The sequence below is a fragment of the Methylobacterium sp. 1A genome (assembly GCF_058072805.1).
The window spans coordinates 3,034,919-3,049,192 of the sequence record NZ_JBYQVE010000001.1 but is presented as its reverse complement, the minus strand read 5'-3'; the positions used below and the strand labels follow the sequence as shown (position 1 = coordinate 3,049,192).

The 14,274-nt window shown below is 74.0% G+C and carries 15 protein-coding genes and 1 tRNA gene; 9 read left to right on the top strand and 7 right to left on the bottom strand.

Translation table 11 applies throughout. The features are described from left to right. Positions 1 to 9: 9 nt before the first annotated feature. The gene (locus ACX9MN_RS14925) at positions 10 to 597 is read right to left on the bottom strand and encodes a NuoB/complex I 20 kDa subunit family protein (protein ID WP_010686017.1); all 588 of its coding nucleotides are present in this window, start codon (positions 595 to 597) and stop codon (positions 10 to 12) included. 42 nt (positions 598 to 639) lie between these two features. After that, a complete protein-coding gene (locus ACX9MN_RS14920) occupies positions 640 to 1,005 on the bottom strand; it encodes an NADH-quinone oxidoreductase subunit A (protein ID WP_007560754.1) in 366 nt (121 codons plus the stop codon). Positions 1,006 to 1,376: 371 nt separating this feature from the next. Between ACX9MN_RS14920 and ACX9MN_RS14915 the strand changes: the two genes are divergently transcribed. Next, positions 1,377 to 1,453: transfer RNA gene (locus ACX9MN_RS14915), tRNA-Asp, on the top strand. 100 nt (positions 1,454 to 1,553) lie between these two features. Here the strand turns inward: ACX9MN_RS14915 and ACX9MN_RS14910 are convergent. Further along, entirely contained in the window at positions 1,554 to 2,456 is a 903-nt protein-coding gene (locus ACX9MN_RS14910) for an EamA family transporter (RefSeq protein ID WP_331297377.1), read from the bottom strand. Positions 2,457 to 2,496: 40 nt separating this feature from the next. Beyond that, positions 2,497 to 2,820 carry a DUF1127 domain-containing protein gene (locus ACX9MN_RS14905; RefSeq protein ID WP_056532530.1) on the bottom strand — a complete coding sequence of 108 codons (324 nt, stop codon included), beginning with the start codon at positions 2,818 to 2,820 and terminating at the stop codon, positions 2,497 to 2,499. A gap of 114 nt (positions 2,821 to 2,934) precedes the next feature. Here ACX9MN_RS14905 and ACX9MN_RS14900 point away from each other — a divergent pair, with 114 nt between their 5' ends. Then, positions 2,935 to 4,326: an aminotransferase-like domain-containing protein gene (locus ACX9MN_RS14900; protein WP_091977247.1), complete on the top strand. Its 1,392-nt coding sequence runs from the start codon at positions 2,935 to 2,937 to the stop codon at positions 4,324 to 4,326. Positions 4,327 to 4,335: 9 nt separating this feature from the next. Here the strand turns inward: ACX9MN_RS14900 and ACX9MN_RS14895 are convergent, their stop codons facing one another. Then, a complete protein-coding gene (locus ACX9MN_RS14895) occupies positions 4,336 to 5,661 on the bottom strand; it encodes a sensor histidine kinase (RefSeq protein ID WP_489724812.1) in 1,326 nt (441 codons plus the stop codon). Beyond that, on the bottom strand, positions 5,661 to 6,326 hold the full coding sequence (locus ACX9MN_RS14890) for a response regulator transcription factor (RefSeq protein ID WP_020092230.1): 666 nt from the start codon (positions 6,324 to 6,326) through the stop codon (positions 5,661 to 5,663). Before ACX9MN_RS14890 ends, ACX9MN_RS14895 begins: the two co-directional genes overlap by 1 nt. A 250-nt stretch (positions 6,327 to 6,576) precedes the next feature. On the opposite strand from ACX9MN_RS14890, the gene ACX9MN_RS14885 reads away from it, so the two are divergent. The 6 genes from ACX9MN_RS14885 (at position 6,577) to ACX9MN_RS14860 (ending at position 12,050) form a co-directional block, all read left to right on the top strand. Then, positions 6,577 to 7,331, top strand: a protein-coding gene (locus tag ACX9MN_RS14885) for an IS5 family transposase (RefSeq protein ID WP_489724811.1) whose coding sequence is annotated in 2 segments (ribosomal slippage) — positions 6,577 to 6,901 and positions 6,901 to 7,331 — 756 coding nt in all. Because the reading frame shifts where the segments join, the coding sequence is not laid out codon by codon here. A gap of 126 nt (positions 7,332 to 7,457) precedes the next feature. Beyond that, positions 7,458 to 8,144 (top strand): DNA-binding protein, encoded by a 687-nt coding sequence (locus tag ACX9MN_RS14880; RefSeq protein ID WP_489724810.1) that lies wholly within the window; start codon positions 7,458 to 7,460, stop codon positions 8,142 to 8,144. Positions 8,145 to 8,169: 25 nt separating this feature from the next. Then, entirely contained in the window at positions 8,170 to 8,556 is a 387-nt protein-coding gene (locus tag ACX9MN_RS14875) for a hypothetical protein (RefSeq protein ID WP_489724809.1), read from the top strand. Between the two features lie 79 nt (positions 8,557 to 8,635). Continuing rightward, complete coding sequence (locus tag ACX9MN_RS14870; RefSeq protein ID WP_489724808.1) at positions 8,636 to 10,387, top strand: ABC transporter ATP-binding protein; 1,752 nt, start codon at positions 8,636 to 8,638, stop codon at positions 10,385 to 10,387. A gap of 76 nt (positions 10,388 to 10,463) precedes the next feature. Continuing rightward, the gene (locus ACX9MN_RS14865; RefSeq protein ID WP_489724807.1) at positions 10,464 to 11,339 is read left to right on the top strand and encodes an aldose 1-epimerase family protein; all 876 of its coding nucleotides are present in this window, start codon (positions 10,464 to 10,466) and stop codon (positions 11,337 to 11,339) included. Between the two features lie 3 nt (positions 11,340 to 11,342). Next, complete coding sequence (locus ACX9MN_RS14860; RefSeq protein WP_091680310.1) at positions 11,343 to 12,050, top strand: uroporphyrinogen-III synthase; 708 nt, start codon at positions 11,343 to 11,345, stop codon at positions 12,048 to 12,050. On the opposite strand, the gene ACX9MN_RS14855 is transcribed toward ACX9MN_RS14860, so the two are convergent. Beyond that, complete coding sequence (locus tag ACX9MN_RS14855) at positions 12,047 to 12,652, bottom strand: hypothetical protein (RefSeq protein ID WP_489724806.1); 606 nt, start codon at positions 12,650 to 12,652, stop codon at positions 12,047 to 12,049. The genes ACX9MN_RS14860 and ACX9MN_RS14855 overlap by 4 nt on opposite strands. On the opposite strand from ACX9MN_RS14855, the gene ACX9MN_RS14850 reads away from it, so the two are divergent. Beyond that, the gene (locus ACX9MN_RS14850) at positions 12,618 to 14,219 is read left to right on the top strand and encodes a translation initiation factor 2 (RefSeq protein ID WP_489724805.1); all 1,602 of its coding nucleotides are present in this window, start codon (positions 12,618 to 12,620) and stop codon (positions 14,217 to 14,219) included. The genes ACX9MN_RS14855 and ACX9MN_RS14850 overlap by 35 nt on opposite strands. Positions 14,220 to 14,274: the final 55 nt, after the last annotated feature.

Genomic DNA, 14,274 nt, shown 5'->3' with positions numbered 1-14,274 from the left:
GGCCGCTCCTCAGCGCTCGATCGTGCCGGTCCGGCGGATCTTCTTCTGCAGCAGCAGCACGCCGTAGAGCAGCGCCTCGGCGGTGGGCGGGCAGCCGGGCACGTAGATGTCCACCGGCACCACCCGGTCGCAGCCGCGCACCACCGAGTAGGAATAGTGGTAGTAGCCGCCGCCGTTGGCGCAGGAGCCCATGGAGATGACGTAGCGCGGCTCCGGCATCTGGTCGTAGACCTTGCGCAAAGCCGGGGCCATCTTGTTGGTGAGCGTGCCGGCGACGATCATCACGTCGGACTGGCGCGGCGAGCCGCGGGGTGCGAAGCCGAATCGCTCGCAATCGTAGCGCGGCATCGACATCTGCATCATCTCGACCGCGCAGCAGGCGAGACCGAAGGTCATCCACATCAGCGAGCCCGTGCGGGCCCAGTTGATCAGCTCGTCCGTGGTGGTGAGCAGGAAGCCCCGGTCGGCCAGCTCGTCGCTGATCGACAGGAAGGTCGGGTCGTCCGCGCCGATCGGGCGGCCTGTGTTGGGATCGATGATCCCCTTCGGCTGGGGCGCGATCGCGGGGGCGCGGTTGGTGTCGGTGATCAGGGCCATCGGCGACTCAAGAATTCGGTGCGGGCGGCGAGCGGCGGGAGATCAATCCCATTCGAGGGCGCCCTTGCGCCACTCGTAGACAAAACCGACGGTCAGCACGCCCAGGAAGACAATCATCGACCAGAAGCCGAACCAGCCCAGATCCCCGAAGGTGATTGCCCAGGGGAAGAGGAACGCGACCTCGAGGTCGAAGATGATGAACAGGATGGCGACGAGGTAGAAGCGCACGTCGAACTTCATGCGGGCGTCGTCGAAGGCGTTGAAGCCGCACTCGTAGGCAGAGAGCTTCTCCGGATCGGGGCTCTTGAAGGCCACCAGGAACGGCACGACCAGGAGCGCCGTGGCGATGAACAGCGCCACGCCGATGAACACGATGAGCGGCAGGTAATCCGCCAACAATCCGGTCATGCCAGGGCCTCGCGAGACGAGTGAAACCGCGGTGCGACGCCGACCCGGATCCGCCCGTGGAATTGTTCTTATGCCAGGATGCGCGCGGCCGGAGGCTTAGTCGAGCCGCCGGCCCGTGACAATGGCTTGTCGCGTCGCACAAAGCGCGCTGTCGGTCGTCCTGTCGGTCATGTCCGAGATGGGCTTGCGCGGCGCCGGCGCAACACGACGGAAGCGCGCAGGCTCGAGTCGGGGGGCTGGTATGCCTGCGGCGGCGGTCGCGGATCGAGGCGGATGCGAATCCGTGCGGGACGCGCTTGACAGGGCACCGGGCGCCCCATAAACCCCGCCCCGTCGCCGGGCGAAACGCCCCTTCGAAGCGACCACGCCGTGCGGGCGTAGCTCAGTTGGTTAGAGTGCCGGCCTGTCACGCCGGAGGTCGCGGGTTCGAGCCCCGTCGCCCGCGCCACGTCCCCCCGATATCACCATCAGAATTCGTCTCGCGGTGCACCGTGCCGACGCGCAGTCGCGCGTGCCCGAGCGGGACGGGTGATGGCTCGGCCGTGCGGTCAGGCCACCTTCGACGATTCGGGGGAAGGACTCGGCGGAGCGACCGCGCCCGGCCGCGTCCCGCGCAGGCTGAGGGCGATTCCCGTCAGGATCAAGCCTCCCCCGGCCAGGATGTCGGCGCTCAGCGGTTCGCCCAGGACGAGATGCGTGCTCAGGATGCCGGCCACCGGCACCAGCAGGGCGAAGGGGGTCACGGCAGCCGCCGGGTAACGGGTCAGGAGCCCGTTCCAGAGGCCGAAGGCGAGGAGCGTCGTCGGGTAGGCCTGGAACGCGACCGATCCGATCGCCCCCCAGCTCGGATGCGCCAGCGCCGTGAGCGCCCCGGGCCCCTCGACGATCAGCGACAGGATGAGCAGGGGCGGCGTGGTGGCGAGGCTGCTCCAGACCATCAGCGCCAGCCGGTCGACCCGGCCGATCCGCTTCGCGACGACGTTCGCGCTGGCCCAGGACAGAGCCGCGCCGACAACGAGGATCAGCGGGCCGAGCGGGGCGCCCCCGCCCCGCCCGAGCGCCACCGCGGCGACGCCGAGGAGCGCGATGCTGCCGCCCAGGATCTGTCGTCGGCGCGGGCGCTCCCCCTGCAGCGCCCAGGCGAGCGCCACGGTGAACGGGACCTGGACCTGGATCAGGAGCGACGACAGCCCGGCCGGCATGCCGAGGCGGATCGCCGTCATGAGCAGCCCGAACTGGCCGACCCCGAGGGCGAGGCCGAACCCCGCCACCAGGGCGACGGGGGCCCGGGGCGGCCGGATCACCAGCGCCGCCGGCAGCGCCGCGAAGCCGAAGCGCAGGGCGCACAGCATCAGCGGCGGCACCGTCTCCAGGCCGACCTTGATGGCCACGAAGGCCAGCCCGAGGATCGTGACCACCAGGATTGCGGCGAGCCCGTCGCGCAGCGTCATGCGCGCACCCTACGCCGCACGCCGCCGCGTCACCACCGCATCACCAAGGCCGCACGGCCGCCCGGGCATGGCGTCGCTCGTCGCGCCGGCCGACCAGCAGGTGGATCGCGTCGCCCGTGCCGGGCACGCAGGCATCGGCCACGTCCTGCCGCGTCAGGCCGATATCCTTCAGTTCCCGGTCCGACAGGGTCGACAGGCGCTGGAGCACGCGACGGTTCATCGCCGCCCGCGACAGGCCCGCGCGCACCTCGGCGGCGACCGTCAGCACGGGCCCGGCCATCCGGGCGAGCCATCCGCCGCGCGATCTGATCCGGGATCCGATCCGGGTTTCCAGGGCGGCGGTCTCTGTCAGGCACTGAGTCATGGATCCCCTCCTCCATCGTTCCGGGGCGTCGCGATCCTGGCGGGCGGGGGCTGGCGGCGACAGGAACACTTCGGTACGGTTCAGAAGAATTGTCCGGACGAAAGAGCAGTACGGATGGCGGTCGCAGTCAGAAGCCCAGGGACGCGCGTCGAGGCCGTGGTCGGCGAGATCCGCGAGCGGATCGCGGCGCGGCGGCTAGTCCCGGGCGTGCGGATCCCCTCGGTCCGGGCCTTCGCGGAGACGATGGGCGTCTCGAAATCCACCGTCGTGGAGGCCTACGAGCGCCTCGCCGCCGAGGGCGCGGTGGTGCCGCGGCCGGGCTCGGGCTTCTACGTCGCCGGCAAGACCCGTCCGCTCTCGCTCCAGGCGATGGGGCCGCGGCTCGACCGGATCGTCGACCCGCTCTGGATCACCCGGCAGGCGCAGCAGGCCGGCTCCGACCAGCTGAAGCCCGGGGCCGGCTGGCTGCCCGATTCCTGGATGCCCCACGAGGCGATCCGCCGGGGCCTGCGCCGGGTGGCCCGGGCCGACCTCGCCGAGATGACCAACTATGACCGGCCCCTGGGCTACGAGCCCCTGCGCCACCAGATCGCCCGCAAGGTCGGCGAGAAGGGCGTCGGCGCCGAGCCCGACCAGATCGTGCTGGTCGAATCGGCCACGCAGGCGCTGGACCTCGTCTGCCGGTTCCTGCTCCAGCCCGGCGACACCGTGCTGGTCGACGATCCCTGCTACTTCAACTTCCTGGCGCTGCTGCGCGCGCAGCGCGTGGCGGTGGTCGGCGTGCCGATCACGCCGGAGGGGCCGGACCTGCAGGCGCTCGCGACCCTGCTGGAGCAGCACCGGCCGCGCTTCTACCTGACCAACGCCGCCCTCCAGAACCCGACCGGGGCGAGCCTCGCGCCGACCGTGGCGCACCGGCTCCTCAAGCTGTGCGAGGCGCACGACACGCTCATCGTCGAGGACGAGATCTTCGGCGACCTCGAGCCCGAGGCCGCCCCGCGGCTCGCCGGCTTCGACGGACTGGAGCGCGTGATCCAGATCGGCAGCTTCTCCAAGACCCTGTCGGCGGCCGCGCGCTGCGGCTGGATCGCGCTCCGGGCCGACTGGGTCGAGCCGCTGGTCGATCTCAAGCTCGCCCTCAGCCTCGGCAACGGCCACATCACGGCCGCGCTGGTGCACGCGCTGATCACCGAGGGCGCCTACCGGCGGCACCTCGCCGAGACCCGCCGCCGGCTCGCCGGCGCGATGGTGCAGGCCTCCGCGGAGCTGCGCGCCTGCGGCCTCGAGACCTGGGCGCAGCCCCGGGGCGGCTTCTTCCTGTGGATGCGGCTGCCCGACGGGCGCGACGGGGCCGACGTCGCCCGCCGGGCGCTGGCCCGCGGCATGGTGCTGGCGCCCGGGACCTCGTTCAGCCTGTCGGATGCGTGGAACGGCTACATGCGCTTCAACGTGGCCCACTGCGCCGATCCGCGGATCCGGCCGATCCTCCGGGAGGCGCTGGGCTGAGGGGCACGGTCAGGCCGGCAGCCGCAGCTCCGCCCGCAGGCCGCCGAGATCCGACCGCCCGAGGCTCAGGCCGCCGCCGTACAGCTCGGCGAGCTCCAGGGTGATCGGCAGCCCGAAGCCGTGGCCCGGCACGCCCTCGTCGAGGCGCCGGCCCCGGGCCATGACGGCGGATGCCGCCGCCGGGTCGAGGCCGGGTCCGTCATCCTCCACGACTACGGCCACCGCGCCGTCGCGCGCCGCCGCCGAGACCCGCACGCGGCCGCGGCACCAGCGGCAGGCATTGTCCACGAGGTTGCCGAGCATCTCGTCGAGATCCTGGCCCTCGCAGGAGACCGACAGGGTCTCCGGGACGTCGAGGTCGATCGTCGCGCCCTTCTCGGCGTGGATCCGCGTCAGCGCCGCGCGCAGGTCCGACAGCCGGGGCGCCAGGGCCGTGCGGCCCCGGGCCGAGCCCGCCAGGGCCGCGGCCCGGGCGCGCCGGAGGTGATGGCGCACCCGCCGGTCCATGTCGTCCACCTGCCGGCGCAGGGCGCCGTCCGGGTCGCGGGCCGGCTCCGCGAGGGCCATCGACAGGGTGGCGAGCGGTGTCTTGAGGGCGTGGGCGAGGTTGGCGACGTGGCCGCGGGCGCGTTCCAGGTTCTGCGCGTTCTGGTCGAGGAGCGCGTTGAGCTCCGCCACCATCGGCGCGATCTCGGCCGGCTGGTCCGCCGGCACGCGCTCGTGCCGCCCTGCCCGGACCGACGCGAGGTCCGCGCGCAGGCGCGTCAGCGGCGCGAGGCCCAGGCGCACCTGGAAGGCCAGGCCCGCGAGCAGGCACAGGCCGAGGATGCCGAGCGCCAGGGCGAGGCTCGTCAGCGCCTCGCGCAGCGGCCCGCGCAGCTCCCCCTCCGGCGCCGCCACCACGATCGTCGCCGGCTCGGGCCCGGGCACGGCCAGCACGCGGGCGACGAGGGGCTCGCCGCGCGGCCCCGTGCCCGAGGCCGGGTGCGGCCGGCCCGGATCGTCGTCCGGTCCGGGATCGGACAGGCGGATGTCCCCGCCCCGCAGGGAGCCGGATCGGATCGTCTCGGCGCCGCGGCGCACCTCCCAGGCCCAGCCGGGGCCGGGCCGGTCGAAGGGCGGCGCGTCGAGCCCCTGCGGGAGGATCCCGGCCTCGAGCCCGGCCCGCAGGGCGACGATCTGCGCGTCGAGCCGGCCGTCGAGCTGCCCGCGCACGAAGCGGTGCAGGATCACCCCGATGGCGAGGCCCGCCACCACCAGGGCCGCCAGCACCAGCACCAGGGCCGACGCGAGCAGCCGTGTGCGGAGCGAGCGGCGCCGCGCCGTCGCCGCCATCAGGCGGGCTCCGCGTGCAGGCGGTAGCCGTGGCCGCGCACGCTCTCGATCCGCGCCGGCGCGATCTTCCGGCGCAGGCGCGTGATGATCACCTCGACGGAGTTCGAATCGACGTCGGCGTCGCCCTCGTAGACCCGCTCGATCAGGTGCGGGCGCGGCACCACGGTCTCGCGGTTCAGCATCAGGCAGGACAGGACCCGCCATTCCAGGCCGGTGAGCTTGAGCGGCAGGCCCTCGTGCTCGAAGGCGCCGAGACCCGGATCGAAGCTGAGGGGACCGCAGGTGATCCGGCTCGCGCCGCCGCCCTGGGACCGGCGCACGAGGGCGCGGAGGCGGATCACCAGCTCCTCCACGCGCACCGGCTTCACGAGATAGTCGTCCGCCCCCGCCTTGAAGGCCGCGACCTTGTCGCTCCAGCCGTCCCGGGCGGTGAGCACCAGCACCGGCAGGGTCCGGCCGGCCCCGCGCCAGGCCCGCAGCACCGAGACGCCGTCGCCCTTCGGCAGGCCGAGATCGAGCACGACGGCGTCGTAGCCCTCGGTCTCGCCGAGATGCTGGGCGTCCTCGCCGGTGGCGGCGTGGTCGAGCACGAAGTTCTCGGCGCGCAGGACCTTGGCGACCTCCGCCGCGAGGGCGGCGTCGTCCTCCACCAGCAGGATCTTCACCGGTCTCACCTCCCCGTCTGGACCGCGGCGGCCGGCCGGTTTCGCCCGCTGCCGCCGGCACTTAGGGCCGTGGTCTCACGTCGGCTCCCGGGACGGCCGCGCGGGCGCCGACCTGTCGGCCCGCATCAACGCCCGCTGCCAAGCCTCTGAACCCGCACGGGTTCCACACGGAGCGCTCTAGGTCGCGAACCCATAACGGCTGGCACGGTTGAACCGCGGCGTCGTTAGCCCTCTGAGCAGGAGGGCCTTGATGGCGCGGTTTGATTTGACGGATGCGGAGTGGGCGGTGATCGAGCCGTTGTTGCCGACGGACGTGCGCGGCAAGGAGCGCGTGGATGACCGGCGGGTGCTCAACGGGATCTTCTGGCGGCTGCGCACGGGCGCGCCCTGGGCCGACATCCCGGCGCGCTACGGCCCACATACGACCTGCGGCAACCGTTTTCGGCGCTGGCGCAAGCGTGGCATCTGGGATCGGCTTCTGGACGCGGTGTCAAAAGCTTACGACGGCGACCTGCAGATGATCGACGCCACCAGCGTGCGGGTTCACCAGCATGCCGCCTGCACCCAAAAAAAGATGGCCGATCCGGTGGCATGGGTCGCTCGCGCGGCGGCCTGACGAGCAAGATCCACGCGCTGGTGGATGCCGAGGGCCGTCCGGTGGCGCTCAAGATCACCGCGGGTCAAGCGCACGATGGGCGCGCGGCGGCCGACATGCTGGGCGGTCTGGGCACGGGCCAGATCCTGCTGGGCGACCGAGCGTACGACAGCGACGCGTTACGCGCTCGGATGGCTGAGCAGGGCGCGTGGGCGAACGTCAGGCCGATGCCCAACCGCAAGAAGGTGTTGGCCTTCAGCCCGTTCCTGTACAAGTACCGCAATCTGGTCGAGCGCTTCTTCAGCAAGATCAAGCACTTCCGCGCCGTCGCCACGCGCTACGACAAGGATCCCGACAACTTCCTCGCCAGCGTCAAGCTCGCAGCCGTGCGGGTCTGGCTGCGAGCTTAATGAGTCCGCGACCTAGGGCGGCGCGTTTAACCGGGCCTGAACCGCGCGGTTCAGACCGGATTGCCGGCACCTCCCTAGGAAGGGGCATCGGATCGAGCGGATCCGGACCCTTCAGAGGATGAGATCATGAGCGACGACAAGACCATCGACGGGACCGCGCGGGAGGTCCGCGAGCCCGGGGCCGCCAAGCCGGCGTCGCGGGCGGTGCCGCGGCGGACCTGGGTGGTGGGCGCGGTGGCGCTGCCGCTGGCCCTGGGCGCCGTCGGCCTGTCCCTGGCGCAGGGAACGCCGTTCCAACCGACGCCGGTCGCGCCGGTGGCGATCCAGGCCCTGGCCCCCTCCGGCGCGACCGCCATCAAGGGCGTCGTCGCGGAGATCTTCGGCAACAAGTTCGTGGTGCAGGACGGGACCGGGCGGGCCCTCGTGGAGACGGGCCGCGAGGGCGAGGGCGGCGGCCTCGTCGCCAAGGGCGAGACCGTGACGGTGCAGGGCCGCTTCGAGACCGGCTTCCTGCGCGCCCGGGTCTTGACCCACGGGGACGGGCGCACGCTGCTGCTCGGGCCGGCCGGCGGCCCTCCGACCGGCAGCCTGGACTGGGCCAAGGACCGGCTCGGTCTCGGGCCGAAGCCCGACATGGCCGCCCTGACCGCCTCGGTCCAGGCGGCGGGCTACGGCGACGTGCGGGTCACGGGCCGCGGGCCGCGCCATTTCGAGGTGGCCGCGAAGGACCGGGACGGCCGCGAGCACCAGCTCCATGTCGGCTTCGACAGCCAGGTGCGGGAGCGCCCGGCGCCGGGGCTGCCGCCGCTCTGAGCCGGGCCCGGGCGGGCGGGCCCGCGTGCAACCCTTCCGCGCCTGCCGCGTCCTCCTGTCTCTCGCCGGACAGGAGGTGCGCGCCGTGGAGCCGATGAAGCCGATGGAACCCATGAAGCCGATGGAACCCATGAAGCCCATGGAGCCGATGAAACCGATGAAGGGCGCGGAGCCCTGGTGGCCGAAGGATCTCGGCGAGCCCGCGACCAGCGGCGCGCAGAACGGGATGAAGTACGCGTTCTTCCCGGAGAAGCGCCGCCTCCTCGTCGACCGCGACGGGCAGGTCTCGACCTACGACAGCGGCGACCACCGGATCGGCGGCGTCGCGCAGGCGGACGGGGCGGCCAAGACCCTGACCTTCACCGGCCAGGACGGCGAGGTCGACCTGGGCTCCCTGAAGAAGCTCGACTGAGCCCGGCGTGGACAGGCCGGGACGGCGCGCTTAAGCCCGGCCCGACCATGCGAGCCGTCCCGCCAGACCCCGCGATGCCATGCGCGCGCTGATCGACCTCGTCCGCGCCATGCGGTCGGCCGACCGGCGCCGGCTCGCCCTGATCGCCCTCGGCCTCGCGGCGGCGGCGCTGCTCGAGGTGGTGGGCGTCGCCTCGGTGATCCCGTTCCTGACGCTGGTCGGGGACCCGTCGGCGGCGACCCGGATCCCCTACCTGGCCCAGGCCCGGAGCGCCCTCGGACTGACCGACGAGCGCGGCTTCCTGCTGGTGACCGGCGGGGCCGCGCTCGCGGCGATCCTCGTCACCGCGCTGGTGAATGCCGGGCTGACCTATGCGCAGCTCCGGTTCACGCACCTGGCCGGCTACAGCCTCAGCCGGCGGCTGCTGTTCCGCTACCTCGACCGGGAGCGGCTGTTCTTCGCGAAAGCCAACAGCGCCGAGCTCGCCAAGAACGTGCTGTCCGAGACCGACCGGCTGGTGATCGGCGCGCTGACCCCCGCCACGGTGCTCGCCTCGCGGGCGAGCTCGGCGCTCGCGGTGATCGCGTTCCTGCTGGCCTACGCGCCGCAGCTCGCGCTGATCCTGGGGGGCGGCTTCGGCGGCCTCTATGTCGGGATCTACCTGGTGATGCGCGCCCGGCTGGCCCGGCTGGGCGGCCGCACCGTCGCCGACAACGAGGCCCGCTTCCGGATCGTGCAGGAGACCTTCGGGGCGCTCACCGAGCTGAAGCTCTACGGGCGCGCGGAGGCGTTCGCGTCGCGGTTCGACGCCCCGGCCCGGGCCTACGCCCTCGCCACCGCGGCGAGCCAGCTCACCGGCCAGATGCCGCGCTTCGTCATCGAGGCCCTGGCCTTCGGCGGGGTGATCGTGGTGGTGCTGTTCGCGCTCGCCCAGGGGCTCGACGTCGCCGGCATCCTGCCGCTGCTCGGCCTGTTCGCCTTCGCGGGCTACCGCATGCTGCCGGCCTTCCAGAACATCTTCACCTCGGTGGCGCTGATGCGCTTCACCCTGCCGGCGGTGCGGGTGATCGTCGACGAGCTCGCCGACGAGCGCGAGCCGCGGCCCCGCACCGCGGAGCGGCTGCCCTTCGCGCGGGCGATCCGGCTCGAGGGCCTCGGCTTCGACTACGGCACCGGCCGTCCGGCCCTCGCGGGGATCGACCTGACGATCCCGGTCAACGCTACGGTCGGCCTTGCCGGGCGCACCGGCTCGGGCAAGTCGACGCTCGCGGGCCTGATCCTCGGCGTGCTGGGCCCGACCGCCGGGCGGATCACCGTGGACGGCCGGCCCCTCGATGCCGGCACCCTGCCCGCGTGGCAGAACCGGATCGGCTACGTCCCGCAGGAGGTGTTCCTGGTGGACGGGACCGTGGCGGAGAACATCGCGCTGGGCCTCGACGCGCCGGACCTCGCCGCCGTCGAGCGGGCGGCGCGGCTCGCCGGCGCCCACGACTTCGTCGCCGCCCTGCCGCACGGCTACGCCGAGCGGGTCGGCGAGCGCGGGGCGCGGCTGTCCGGCGGCCAGCGTCAGCGCGTCGGCATCGCCCGGGCACTCTACCACGACCCGGACGTCATCGTCTTCGACGAAGCGACCTCGGCCCTCGACGACGAGACGCAGGCGGCCGTGATGCGGGCGCTGCGCGCCCTCTCGGGCCGGCGGACGCTGATCCTGATCGCCCACCGCCTCTCGACCCTGGAGGGCGCCGACGCGGTCCACGTCCTGGAGGCCGGCCGGATCGTCGCTTCCGGGCCGCCCGAGGCGGTCCTGCCGGGGCTCGGAACGGCGGCCTGAGCAACCGCGCGCCGGGGCCTTGCGTCCGGCCCCGCCTCCGTTACCTCGGCTCACCGAGGCAGACCGGGAGAGCACCGTGACCACGCGCATCGAGCTGACCGCATCGGACGGCACCACCGCGACGCTCGCGACCGACGGGGCCGAGCCGGTCTCGTGGCGGGTCGGCGGGACCGAGTATCTCTGGAGCGGCGATCCCGAGCACTGGAACCGCCACGCACCCTGGCTCTTCCCGGTGGTCGGCGCCTCGGCGGGCGGGCACGTGACGGTCGGGTCCGAGCGCTACCCGATGGCCCAGCACGGCTTCGCCCGGGACCTGCCCTTCGCGGTGGTCGACCTGAGCGCCGACGCGGTGACCCTGCGCCTGACCGACGGGCCCGAGACGCGGGCGCACTACCCGTTCGCGTTCCGGCTCGACATCGCCGCGCGGGTCCGCCCGGCGGGGCTCGACCTCGACGTGACCGTCGCCAATCCCGGCGCCGTCCCCCTGCCCTACGCCCTCGGCTTCCACCCGGCCTTCCCGTGGCCCTTCGCGGGCGGCACCCGCGCCCGCGACGGCGGCTACGCGGTCGCCTTCGAGGAGGCGGAGCGGCCCTTCGCCCCGCAGGTCGGCCCGGGCGGCCTGCTGCTGCGCGACGAGCAGCCGATCCCCCTCGCCGGGGACACGCTGCCCCTCGATCCGGCGCTCTTCACCGAGGCCTTCGTGTTCCGGAACGCCCGCAGCCGCTGGATGCGCTTCACCGGCCCCGGACGATCGATCCGCATGGAGATGGCGGATTTCCCCCACCTGGCGGTCTGGACCAAGCCGACCGCACCCTTCCTGTCGCTGGAGTGCTGGACCGGCTACGCCGACTGGTCGGACTTCGCGGGCGACCTCGCCGCGCGCGATTCGCAGCGCCTGCTCGCCCCGGGCGACGCGGCGCGTCACGGCGTCCGCCTGACGCTGGAGACCTAGCCCTTGCGGATCTGGGTGGCGCGGCCCGAGCCGGGAGCGACGCGGACCGGGGCGGCCCTGGCCGAACTCGGCCACGCGCCGCTGGTGGCGCCGGTCCTGGCCGTGCGGCCGACCGCGGCGGCCCCGCCCATGGGACCCTTCGCCGCGCTGCTGCTGACCAGCGCCAACGCGGTTCCGGCGATCCGCGACGCGCCGGCCCTGCGCGGCCTCCCGGTCTTCGCCGTCGGCGCTCGGACGGCCGCCCTGGCTCGCGCGGCCGGTCTCGGCCCCGTCCGGGAGGGGCCCGGCGACGCCGCGGGCCTCGCCGGCTTGGTGGCGGCGACGCTGCCGCCCGGCCAGCCGCTCCTCCACGCGACGGGAGCCGAGCGCAAGCCGGAACCGGCGGCGACGCTCACGGCCGCCGGATTCCGGGTCACGGCCTTCGTGGCGTACCGGGCCGAACCGCTGGACCGCCTGCCGCCGGCGGTCGGCCGCGAACTCGCCGAGAACCGCCTCGAGGCGGCCCTTCACTATTCCCGGCGCAGCGCCGCCGTCGCCCTTGCCCTCGCGGATGGATCGGAGCACGGCGGAGCTTTCCGCCGGCTGAGGCATTACTGCCTATCGCCGGATGTTGCGGCACCCCTGGAAGCGGCCGGTGTTCCGGTCCATTTCGTCGCGGCACGCCCGCGCGAAGCGGACCTGCTCGACGCCCTGGCAGGGCGACCGGGCTAACCGCGCGGTGACAGGGAGGCCGGGCCGCCGTATCTCGCCCTCGCGCCCGGCGCCGCCGCGGTGCTAGGGGGGCGCGGCGACGCCGAAGAGTTGGAGGACTTGCCCGTGACGCCACCACCCAGCGACGCCGACAAGCCCGGGCAGTCCAGCCCGCCCGGTGGCGCGTCCCGACCGGCCGCGACGTCGGCGTCCACAGCCTCCACGTCGGCCTCGACGTCCGCTTCCACGTCGGCCTCGATGTCGGCCTCCACCTCCTCCACCGCCGCCGGCGGCATGCGGGGGCCGCAGGGATCCGCGTCCGGAACGCCGCCCAGGCCGGCGACCGACCCGGTCGCCCAGTCGGCCGGTGCGAAGCCCGATCCCGTGACGGCGGGTGCCGCGTCGTCGGCCTCCGACGGCAGGACCGGGGCGTCCGCCTCGTCGTCGTCGACGGCCTCCACCGCCGCGTCCGGGATGTCCGGCGCGAAGATCGATCCGAAGGCCGCGCAGCCCGGAACCGGAACGCAGGGCGGTCCCCGTCCGGGCGGACCCGCACCCGGCGCCGCGGGCCCGGCAGCGGCCAGCGCGGTGACGGCCGGCCCGATCATCGACCTGAAGGCCAAGCGCATCCCGGATCCGCCGGCCGCCGGCAAGGAGCCGGGCAAGGACGCTTCCAAGGACGCTTCCAGGGATACTTCCAAGGACGCCTCCAGGGACGGCAAGGAGCCGCCGAAGGGCCCGATCCCCGCGGTGGCCGTCGTCGATCCCAACAGGAGCGCCGCCGCGCCCGCCGGCCGGGCCCGGGCCGGGTTCGGCTCGCTCGCGGCCGCGGGGCTGCTCGGCGGCGTGATCGGCGCCGGCCTGCTGTTCGGCGCCGAGAAGGCCGGGATCGGTCCCGACCCGCGCCTGAGCGCCCTGGACCAGAGGCTCTCCGGCCAGCTCGCGTCCCTCGACAAGCGTCTCGACGGGCTGGCCCCGCGCGACGCCGTGACGGCGCTCGACAAGCGCGTCGCCGCCGCCGAGGCGAGCGCCAAGCAGGCCCTGGACAAGTCCGGTGCGGCGCCCGCGTCCACCGCCGACGGGCAAGCGGCCGGTCAGGCCTCCGGTCAGGCCCCCGCCGTGCCGCCGGATCTCGTCGCCCGCCTCGACAGCCTCGACCAGCGCGTCGCGGCCCTGCAGGAGGAGCCGGGTCAGGAGCCCGGTCGCGACCAGCCGGCCGATTCGAAGCTCGGCGTGGTCCAGGACAACGCGAAGCAGATCGCCGACCTCGAGACCCGCCTGAAGGCGGTGGAGGATGGCGGCGCCAACAAGGGCGCGGCCGAGGAGGCCGCCCGGAAGGTCGCGGCGCTGCAGAGCGAGGTGGAGCAGAAGACCAAGGCGAACGCCGAGGCCGACGCGGCCCTGGGGCAGCGCCTCGACGCGCTGCAGCAGGCCGTCGACGCGCGGGTGAAGGCCGCGACCGAGGCGGTCCAGGCGGCGACCCAGGCGAGCCGCACCGCCGCCGAGGCCGGACAGGCCCAGGCCGCGGAGGCCGCGAAGGCGGTCGACCGGCGGCTGCAGGAGCAGGCCGACCAGATCGCCGCCCTGGACAAGAGCGTCGCGCAGCGCGCCGAGGCCAGCACCGTCCAGGCGGCGCTCCGGGTCGTCGTCGCCGACCGCGTGGCGGCCGCCCTGGAATCCGGGACGAGCTACGCCGAGCCGCTCGCGACCCTGCGCAAGCTCGATCCGGGGACCGACGCGCAGGCCAAGGCCCTGGCGCCCTTCGCCGACGGCGGTGCTCCCTCGGCTGGGGATCTTGCCGACACGTTCCGGCCGATCGCCGAGCGGATCGCGGCCAAGCGGCAGGCGCAGCGGGCCAAGAGCGCGGCCGAGACCGGCGATTTCCGCACCAAGCTCCTGAGCATGGCCGACGGTCTCGTGCAGATCCGCAAGGCCGACGCACCCGCTCCCGAGGCCGCGGACGATCCGGAGAGCAAGGTCCAGGCGGCCCTCGACCGCGGCGACCTGCCGGCGGCCTCGGCGGCCTTCGCGGCGCTCCCGGCCGAGGCCCGGGAGCAGGCCGGGGATTTCGGCGCCAAGCTCAAGGCCCGGGCCGAGGCCGAGCAGGCCGTGCGCGCGCTGCTCGACGGCGCCTTCAAGGCCCTGCCGGTCGGCGCCGCCCAGCCGGCCCAGGCCGCCCCCGGGCGCTAGGCCGGTGAGGGCCCCGATCCGCGCGCTGCGCGGCCGCACCATCTCCGAGCGGGCG

Bases quoted from the DNA above. Each gene is read 5' to 3' on its own strand.
- ACX9MN_RS14920 (WP_007560754.1), bottom strand. From the start codon at position 1,005: ATGACCGGATTGTTGGCGGATTACCTGCCGCTCATCGTGTTCATCGGC.
- ACX9MN_RS14925 (WP_010686017.1), bottom strand. From the start codon at position 597: ATGGCCCTGATCACCGACACCAACCGCGCCCCCGCGATCGCGCCCCAG.
- ACX9MN_RS14880 (WP_489724810.1), top strand. From the start codon at position 7,458: ATGAGCGACGACAAGACCATCGACGGGACCGCGCGGGAGGTCCGCGAG.
- ACX9MN_RS14900 (WP_091977247.1), top strand. From the start codon at position 2,935: ATGGCGGTCGCAGTCAGAAGCCCAGGGACGCGCGTCGAGGCCGTGGTC.
- ACX9MN_RS14910 (WP_331297377.1), bottom strand. From the start codon at position 2,456: ATGACGCTGCGCGACGGGCTCGCCGCAATCCTGGTGGTCACGATCCTC.
- ACX9MN_RS14870 (WP_489724808.1), top strand. From the start codon at position 8,636: ATGCGCGCGCTGATCGACCTCGTCCGCGCCATGCGGTCGGCCGACCGG.
- ACX9MN_RS14895 (WP_489724812.1), bottom strand. From the start codon at position 5,661: ATGGCGGCGACGGCGCGGCGCCGCTCGCTCCGCACACGGCTGCTCGCG.
- ACX9MN_RS14905 (WP_056532530.1), bottom strand. From the start codon at position 2,820: ATGACTCAGTGCCTGACAGAGACCGCCGCCCTGGAAACCCGGATCGGA.